The sequence below is a fragment of the Nostoc sp. genome, from assembly GCF_041747015.1.
Lineage (GTDB): Bacteria > Cyanobacteriota > Cyanobacteriia > Cyanobacteriales > Nostocaceae > Nostoc.
The window spans coordinates 1-9,336 of the sequence record NZ_JBGTFY010000407.1 but is presented as its reverse complement, the minus strand read 5'-3'; the positions used below and the strand labels follow the sequence as shown (position 1 = coordinate 9,336).

The window sequence follows — 9,336 nt, the reverse complement described above, 5'->3', positions numbered from 1 at the left end:
GGAATTACCCATACCCAATGCCCATGTCCCATCATGTGATTAGTGGCATAGTAATGGCTACATGTCGCTCCCAAGGGGTCATAACCACTGTGAAAAATTGTGCGATCGACATTTTTCACCCTTACCCATGCTGAACCATTGTTAACACCATATAGTTCTTCAGAATCAAAGATAATATTATCAGTTTTGCGCCCAATAATAAACTTACGACCAGCAGCATCGATAACATGTTTGGCTTGAAGTTCTAAATACTTATCGCCCACTTTCACTTTCACAGTTTTGAGAGCATCACCAGGAGTTAAATCAACATCCACTACACGACCATTGTAAAAGCTAGCTCCCATTTGCTTATTCATTTTTAAGACATCCCGCTCGAACTTGGCGCGGTTCATCAAAGTGGAAGCAAGTGAGGGTTGTCGAGTACACCAAATGTGGTGGTAGTCATCAATGGACTCTGTTTTTTCGGGCTGTTTTGCCCAATGAAAATTCAAGCCGTATTTAGGAGGATGATTTTCAATCAAGTAATCATAAAGACCTAACTCTTTACCAAAAAACAGAGTTGAGATTTCTACTGTTGATTCACCAACTTTTAAGTCTTTTTCGGTTCTTTCTTCTGGACGGGGATCGACTAATGCAACTTTGATGTTGGGAATGTTCAGCATCAGGTGGCGAGCTTGAGAAACCCCGGCGATGCCAGCACCCATAATCACAACATCATAAACTTGAGACTGAGTATTATTCATTGACATTTTCCTTTGAATAACTAAACTTTTGATTTGGTAAAATTTTCGGGTTGAGCGTGATGGTGTTTTAGTCAGATTCAGTCTTTGGATAAACTGGTTGTTTGAGGATTAAACACCATCACCATAGTTGATTCCTAACCTTGACAATTGCAAGCAATTGCTGATTAAGCGGACTAGAGATCCTGTACTACTAGAGCCACCATTTTTTCTAGACCTCGTGTTAGTCTCACTGGGAATGTGAGGACTTTAAGTTGACCATTTGAAGCAGCATCTAGGAACAGAACGCTGTCGCCTTCTATACGCTCGATCGCTAAGTTAATGGATTTTGCTTCAGTCGCTTTACGTAAAGCTTCTATAGCCGTCCATATTCGTGTACCAGCATGAGCTACTGAACTCTTACCATTAAGTAACTGTTGCATTAACAGCGATCGGGAATTACTCAGTAAGGCAGTCCAGTCTTGCTGGGTTCGATGTGTCACAGGCTCGATATCACAACCTTGCAGCCCTTGTCCAGCAACGCAAATACAGACACGCTCATCATGGGAAAGAGAAACTACGACTGTTTGTTCTAGTCCATCAACTACTGGTTTTCCAGATTCTGTCCACTTGATCTGGAGGTTTGGTATCTGATTAGCATCGCTATGAAGTAGTTGGCTGATAGTTTTATAGAATATTGGTAGTTCTAGTTCGTGACGATCGCTTGGCGATAGAGCATGTATTCCAGGAATGTAGGCTAAGGAAATTTCTGGAGCCGCAACTCGGAAAAGATGGGCTTGATTGCTCAATTTTCTGCGGAGAATCCACTCATCCCTTTGACTAGGATCAGCCAGTTCTTCAACTGTAGGATTATCCTTGCGATGCTCTAGTATTCGCAATTGATAGCCATTCAGCCTTTCTACAACTTGTCCATCTGCATTCGTGATCAGAACACTATTCTGATATTGTTTGCCTTCTCGACCTTGAGACCTTGTTACCCCGATATAAGAAGAAGCCTCACTATTTGGTTGGTAGATTTCAATGCTATCGATCCTGATTGGTAAGCAAATGTCTTGGGGAATCACAAGCTGTCCAACTTGGAGTAGTGAATCTCTGCAATAAGGATCTCCCAACCAAAATGGCCCTTGTGCCCGATTTAAACTACTTTCCTTACCTTCTGTTGGGAATGAATTTTTTTGTGTTTGGAATACACACTCTCGCGAATTTAGGGCATGAATCTGCTGCAAGCGTTGGAAACTAGATCCTTGGAAGAGCAACCAACTGTAAAGGTCTGACTGTGGTTCGATATCTAGAGGAGACTCTGAGACAGGAATATGCTCTATTGGTGGATTGTTTTCTACACCTAATATAAAAGTAGCAGAAAAATGGTTAATTGCAAATCCTGTTTGTTCTGTCTTGATAGACACATATACTTGTCGCAAAGAATTTTTGAACTCTCGTTCAGGTACTTCTGCACGAATTTCGATGTCTAGTCCTTTGTCCGGATCTACGACGATTGGACGTTCAAGGCGAACATCTTCAATGCGAATGGCTGGCAAATTCTGCTCACCTGTCACATAGACAACCGCTTGCATCATAGCTTCTAAGCCAAACACTGTTGGGAAGAGGTAAGAACCCTTGTAGAGGTGATCTAAAAGGTATGAATCTCGTTCCAAACTGAGGTGCGATCGCGCCACAATTTCTACCCCAGGTTCGCATAGAAGGATTCGTTCCAGAAATTTTAACTCAGCACGAGGTAAGAATCTTTGTGGGTACCAAGTATCTAGACCGCTAGACTCAAAAGCAGATAGAGCTTGCATTGGGGCTGCAATCACAATCCGAGTATCTCCAGGATCATTCTTGATCAGATGCAAAAATCGAGCTACACCCTCATCTTTAGGAATTGCCTGAATTCCCATCTTCGCAAGATGGCGAACGCTTCCCATCCTTGCACCCATCCCGACTTCTTCCCACACACTAAATGCCATTGTGATTACAGCAATTTCTGGGTGTTGAACTTGAAGGCGGCGTAAAATCAAATCGAGTGCTTCATTAGCGAAACCATACCAGGCGTTGCGTTGCATCCCTGTAATCCCGATGACTGATGAGAAACCAGCAAAAAGTTTTAAGGGTGCGTTTGCCAGGGCTTGACACAGATTCAGTACACCTTTGAGTTTAGGTTTGACTTCATCAAATGCCGATTCTGTAGATATTTGCTCTACTAACCGAGGCTTGTTCAGGGCAGCCCCGTGGAGGACTCCTGTGATCTCGCCCAAATCTTGGCGGATTTGTGCAAGCAGAGATGCTAGTGCATCGAAGTCAGAAATGTCACATTCATAATATTGACATGTCAGAGCTTCGGCATTGAATCTTTCAAGAGTGCGGGCTATTTCTGTACTCCCACCTCCACGTCTTTCAAGGTTGCCGTTAGGGTGCGGCGATCGCCCGATCAGCGCCATCCGAACCCCTGTATTCCGAGCTAGCGCTAGGGCGCACTCTGCTGTAATGCCTTTTCCTCCACCAGTTACAAGAATCACATCTTCAGATGACCATGTAACTGAGCGCCTTTGATAGTCTACAGGTTCTTGCACCTGAGGTCGAGGAACATAGCGAGTTAGATGGTTATCATAGCCTACAGACATGTAGACATGTGTGGTGGAGAGTTCTTCAATGGTGCATTCAGCTAGCTTGGTTAGATTTACTGTCGGGGAGAAATCAATTACTCGCACTTTCAGATCAGATCGCTCAAGATGAACACTGGCAGCAAAACCAATTGCACAGCATTGTTCAATATCGGCCAAGGGAGGCTGTGTGCTGAAATTTCCTCCACCAAATTGAATATACGCCACCGTTGTATGTTCGCGGGAACCACGGGCAGCTGGAGGCGGGCTAGCTACGCTGCGTAAGCGTTCAATCATATTAACTAGACGAGTGTCTGTTGACAACTCATTGCTCGTTGTTCGAGGAAGTATAGCAATGAAGTGAGTGAAATCAATGCTTTCAATTAGTGCCTGAGCGCGGGCTTCGACAAAAGATACGGTCTGCACTTGAGATCCTCGACTCTGGAGTTGCTCACACAAGGTCTTTGCTATGTCTAGCTCCCCAGATTCACACAAGAGAAGTACGTTTGCAGTATGCCATTTTTCCTTAGGATGTTTGCCTAAAGTAACTGGTGTAAATTCTTCCACCACTGCCCGAACAATATAATCACGCACCTGAGTTTGGTGTTTGTTATCAGGCATTATTACTGGTGAATCAGTTAAGTTTTTTGCTGCGATCGTTTCTTTCAAAGCAACTCCGACGGCTTCTTTCAAAGCAACATTTGACTCATTCCTAGCTGGATATGCCTCTTTCAATACTGTTGTCGCTTTACCATTGTGGTTGCCGTTATTGTTTGGTATAGCCATCCGCAGTGCCTCAGCAACCTCTTGGATAGTTGCGTTGGCTAGAGTTGTCGGGTCAATTAGACCTGCTACACCAATTTCCCTGGCTGCGGTAGCGATTAGTTCTCCGGCTTTAATTGAATCTAGGTTCAAATCATCTAATAGTCTGATTTGCAGCGTCATGCTCTCTTGTGGAAATCCTGTTTGTTGAGCAATCAGACCGATAAGGAGGGTTTCAATAGTAGCAGCTTGGTTACGGTTGACAGGTATACTTGGCTCTGGTGTCAGAGTAGGTACTTGAGGAGGAGAGACATAGGCAGGACTTACTAGGGGAGCTTTATCTGGGTTATTAACAGAAGTAGAAAGCATTGGCAAACTTTGCACATCTGCTCGGATCACTTCTGTGAGAAACTTTCCACGTTGAGAAAAGTAATTGGCAAGCAGATCCCACGGAACTAAGCTTTGTTGAGCAAGGATGGAATCAGCAGAAAACTCAGACATTTGCGGAATTGGAGTTGGACTCACTGTTGATACTTGGAATGGACGTTCCAAAGGGTTCTCAATAAATATGCGTTGGGATGCTGGCACAAAGGGATGGACAAGACGGTTCTCGTAAAGAGCTTTCCAGTTAATTTCACCACCGTGGATAAATAACGCGGCTAGCATTAAGTTCAAATCCTGATCTAGACCGGGTTTCGATTCCACAGGGAGACAAAGTAGCCCATTTGAACCAGCAATATCACTTACTAGACCTGAGAGAACCTTTCCAGGTCCGACCTCTATTAGTAAGTCGCATTTCTGCATTAGTGTTTTCACCAGAGAGACGAAATCCACTTGGGCGATCGCCTGATTGGCAAAATACTCCCGCAATGACTGCCCTAATGCTAACTGTTGTCCGTCTAAGCTTGAGAATAGTGGCACGGTCAACTCTTGGGGTTGATCTGGGATCAGTTCGTGTTGACCTAGATATTCGGCGGCATCTGCAACCAGTTGAGAATGAAAGCCATTGGAAACTGGCAGCCGAACTGTTCGGATATCTGCGGCTATAGCTAGTTCAATGACCTGCTCAACACTCGCTTGTTCACCGGAGATAACTGTTTGCAATGGACTATTGATATTTGCGATGACGACATAGCCACTGACACGATTCAAAAGTTCCTCGGCTGTCTGTTGAGAACAAGTTAAACTTGCCATAGCACCTGGGCGATCGCTTTGGATTGGTGCAGACATGGCCTGTCCTCGAACCCCAGCCAAACACAGGAGAGTCTTTTCGTCAAAGCCACCTGCCGCATAAAAAGCACTCAGTTCTCCCAGGCTGTGGCCAGCAACTGCCGCCGGTTTGATTCCAAGCAGATTAAGGTAGCGTATCCAGAGTAGGGAAGCGAGGCAAATAGCGGGTTGAGCAACTTCAGTTTGTGCAAGCTTGCTTGACCACTCTGCTACCTGTTCTTGATTGGCAGCCCGGTCGAGTGGAACATAAATGTATTCTCGCACCCCTTGGGAGCCAATCTCGCGCAGCCAAATATCTGCCTGCTCTACAAGGTCTTTAGCCCAGCTATATCGATTGTAGAGCGATCGCGCCATATTCAATTTTTGAGAACCTTGTCCGGGAAACAGAAAGCCTATTCTATTGCGGCGAACGGCATTGCCAATCCAAACTTCTTTCTGGGGACTGACAACTACTTCTCCATGAGCAGGGGGCGTTTCCCGCAACAATTTTTCTAGAAGATTCAGATTTTCAATCAGTTCTTGGGAGCTACCTGCAATTACTGTTGCCCGAATTGGCAGTTGCGGTTCTAGTTCGCTGGTCAAATGGGCTGCTAAATCAACTAGTTCGCTCTGGCTCAATCCTTGTGCAATGTTGATTACAGCTAATGTGCGTTGCAGCAAAGCAGAAATGGATGTGGCACTAAGTACAAATATCTCTGTATCCTGATGAGAAACGAGCAAAGCCCGCTCTTTTATGGATGGTTCGAGATCAGCGGCTGGAGCATCGCCAGATTCCAAAGTAATGTGGCAATTAATCCCACCGAATCCCATAGCCGAAACCCCTGCACGTAAAATATCAGTCTGGTTTCGCACTTCTCCTTGGAGGATGGGGTAGAGACAGCGAGCAGAAGTCTCAAATACTGGGTTCGGCTGCTTACAACCGGCTATTGGTGGCAAAATCCGGCGGTTGACACCGATGATCGCTTTAATCAGAGCACCAATCCCCGCAGCCGCTTTGGTATGACCGACGAGGGATTTAAAGGAGGTGACACCACAGGTGCGCTCGCTCGTCTCACCGTCCAAACTCATGGCCAGAGCAATACCTTCAAGTTCTACGCGATCGCCGACAGATGTACCAGTACCATGCCCTTCAATGAAATCAACAGAATGTGCGCTGTAACCAGCTCGCTGATATGCACGGTGCAAAGCCATTGCTTGTCCTTCACGACTAGGTGCGGTGAGTCCACCTTTGCCGTCAGACGATATCCCCCACCCATTCAACACTGCATATACATAGTTGCCGTCGGCGCGAGCATCTTCTAAGCGTTTCAAAACAACAAAACCACATCCCTCACCTGGTATAAATCCACTAGCCCTTTGGTCGTAAACTGTCATATCTTGATGAGTCAGGGCACCAGTCTTGGCAAATCCAATCAGTTCAAAGGTGTCCAGGCTAATATCTACACCACCAGCAAAGGCAAGGTCTAAGTCTTTATTGGTCAAAGCGGTAGCAGCGTTAGCTACTGCAAGTAATGATGAAGAACAGGCACCATCTACTGTATAACCGCCACCATGAAAGTTAAAGAAATTGCAGATTCTCCCAGCGATCGTATTGGAAAGATTACCTGATAGCGTGTCCTCAGTAATTGGCGAGAACACAGACTTGTAATAATCCTCCATAGTTTCTGCCAAAGAGTCTATAACTTGCGATGGTAAACCCTTTGCCTCTGATGCCGCTACCAAGGCACGCCGGACATAAGGCCAGCGCAATCGCACGTTGGTAGACCTTGAAAACTCCCCTGTCATTGTGTTTCCTAATAAAACACCAGTACGTTCAATAGGAATACTTGTACGGGTATAGCCAGAATTCTCTAAAGCTTGGATTGCAACTTCTAAAGCCAGCCAGTGAGCAATATCTGCGGTGTCTACAACTTTTTTGGGAATGCGTTTACTAATCCAGTCAAACTCAAACCCATCAATGACAGCCATACGACTTCCGTAGGTCTTGTCTGGGACAGTCGAATCGGGATTGTAATACTGGGAAAGCGGTAATCGCTGATCTGGTGTTCGGCGAAACTCTTGGCGTCTGGCAAGTATATTTTCCCACAATTGTCCTAAATTTCGTGCACCAGGATACCAACAGCCCATTCCAATAACTGCAATAGCAGGAGCTTCATTTTGTATGTTCATAGTTAGGAGAAGTCAATACGACTAAATAGATAAACTGAGGAAAAGAACTTGATTGAGAATCAAATGTCTATCGAAAACTAGTTCATTTTGTTTTTGAGCCTCTTACTGATAGAGCTTTATTTACTCTTCAAGCTGATCTCTAAAAATTTCGTTTTTATTACAAAACTTTACATTAACTAAATAATAGGGGTATGAGTATCATCGGAACAGAAAACCGAGTTAAGCTTAAAAGTCTTATCCTATAAGGATTTTCTTGAGGGTTGTAGTAGCTGATTTTTCAAGTCACCAGATAGCTGCTTAATGATAAAACAAGGTTTCAGCGTTTAAATACTTTTGTATTATTCATGTAATAACGCTTATCCCGGTTTTCTGTTCCAATGGTACTAATACCCCTAGTTGAAACAAACTCTGATTTACCAGTGGCGTGGCTGGGATCAATCATAATGGGTAAGTGAGTCAGCGATCGCAATACTGGGATTGCAGATATATCTAGGGTATATAGATAGGCTTTGTTGCAAATCAGAGACCTATCTTTTTCTACCACAAAACGTTACAAGCTTGACATACAAAGCTTTTTAGCCTATTTCGTCTCCCCTTCAGAGTAAATAACTAAATTATATATTTTATAGTTTACATTAAAAACATATTTAGATTAAACTCGTAATTATCAATATATCAGGACTAGGTTAAGAATTGATGTAATTTAAGATAAATTTTTGTAACTAGTCGTATAGCAGGGGCAAATGCACGTGATTTCTGTAATACTTACCAGATAACTCACCATTATTGTAATCAAGAATTAATTGATGAAATAATTGAGTAAAAAATCAGATTAGTATTTTAAATACTGAGACTAAAAACTAAAATTTTTATCCAACAAGGTTTTTATTTTAAACTTAGATTTGGATACTCACATAAACTAGAAATATATTAAATAAACTAAGATTTTGTTAATAATAGGTAAAATCCTATGATAATTTTTCTCTAAAATAAAAAACGTAGATTTTACTGTTTTATTAAATATTTGTCAAAAGATAATTTTATTTAAATATTGAGGAAGGAGCAAGATGTCAATATATCTGTAGACGAGTTTGATCAATACCATGCCCAAAAAGATCCATCATCAAGCCAAATATGGCGATACAATACTTGTAGCCCGAATAGCCAAGCGCTCGCCAATCAACTCAAAGCTCTACTAACCTCATCAAGCAAGGTACAATGAACAATTGAAAATGAGCGTTCGCATTTGGAATTTGATATTAATTAAAAACTAACTCGCTTGCTAGCAAGAAAAATAGTAAGCGTTCAGGGGGTGTAAAAAAGGCAAAAAACAACTCCCAAAATCAAGTAATAAAATTAAGCAGCTTTCAACAAATCAGATCATCAGAAGAAGTAGTAGCTTCTGGAAGTAAAGAAGGAAGAGTTTGACCACCACGAGCAGCAACAACAGCCTGAGTCATAAACTCCAAAACATTACGCTTTTGAGACTTGAGGGTTGTAACTACAGTTAACATCCGAGCCACAAAAACACTACCAGTCTTGGTTTGAGAGCCAAAACTAGTCCGTCGCCAGATGACAGCAGGACGAATAGCTCGTTCAGCAGCATTATTAGTGGGTTCGACACCAACAGTTGTCACAAACAACCACATCGCCGACTCAACTTTGAGCAGTTGACGACAAGTGCGAACTGTTTTTCATCAGTGAGAGGTTAAGATAATTGCACATTTGTCAAGAGGGTGCAGGAAAAGGCGATAAATCTAGCTTTGAGACTGGCTTTCGGAGGTATTTAACCACACCTAAGTCTTGATTCTCTGGGGAAGCGAAGTACAAAATCT

Annotated in this window: 2 protein-coding genes and 2 pseudogenes; all 4 read right to left on the bottom strand. The window is 43.2% G+C overall.

Translation table 11 applies throughout. From position 1 onward, the window contains the following. Nucleotides 1–743, bottom strand: a 743-nt coding sequence (locus ACEW80_RS31890) for an NAD(P)/FAD-dependent oxidoreductase (protein ID WP_373530448.1), incomplete at its 3' end; no start/stop codon positions are given. A gap of 173 nt (nt 744–916) precedes the next feature. Further along, the gene (locus ACEW80_RS31885) at nt 917–7,501 is read right to left on the bottom strand and encodes an SDR family NAD(P)-dependent oxidoreductase (protein ID WP_373530447.1); all 6,585 of its coding nucleotides are present in this window, start codon (nt 7,499–7,501) and stop codon (nt 917–919) included. A 364-nt stretch (nt 7,502–7,865) separates the two neighbouring features. Continuing rightward, nucleotides 7,866–7,997 (bottom strand): annotated as a pseudogene (locus ACEW80_RS31880) (3-deoxy-7-phosphoheptulonate synthase); the annotation flags it as partial. Between the two features lie 871 nt (nt 7,998–8,868). Beyond that, nucleotides 8,869–9,195 (bottom strand): annotated as a pseudogene (locus ACEW80_RS31875) (transposase); the annotation flags it as partial. Nucleotides 9,196–9,336: the final 141 nt, after the last annotated feature.

Excerpts from the sequence above, each read along its gene's own strand:
- ACEW80_RS31885 (WP_373530447.1), bottom strand. The coding sequence starts at position 7,501 with ATGAACATACAAAATGAAGCTCCTGCTATTGCAGTTATTGGAATGGGC.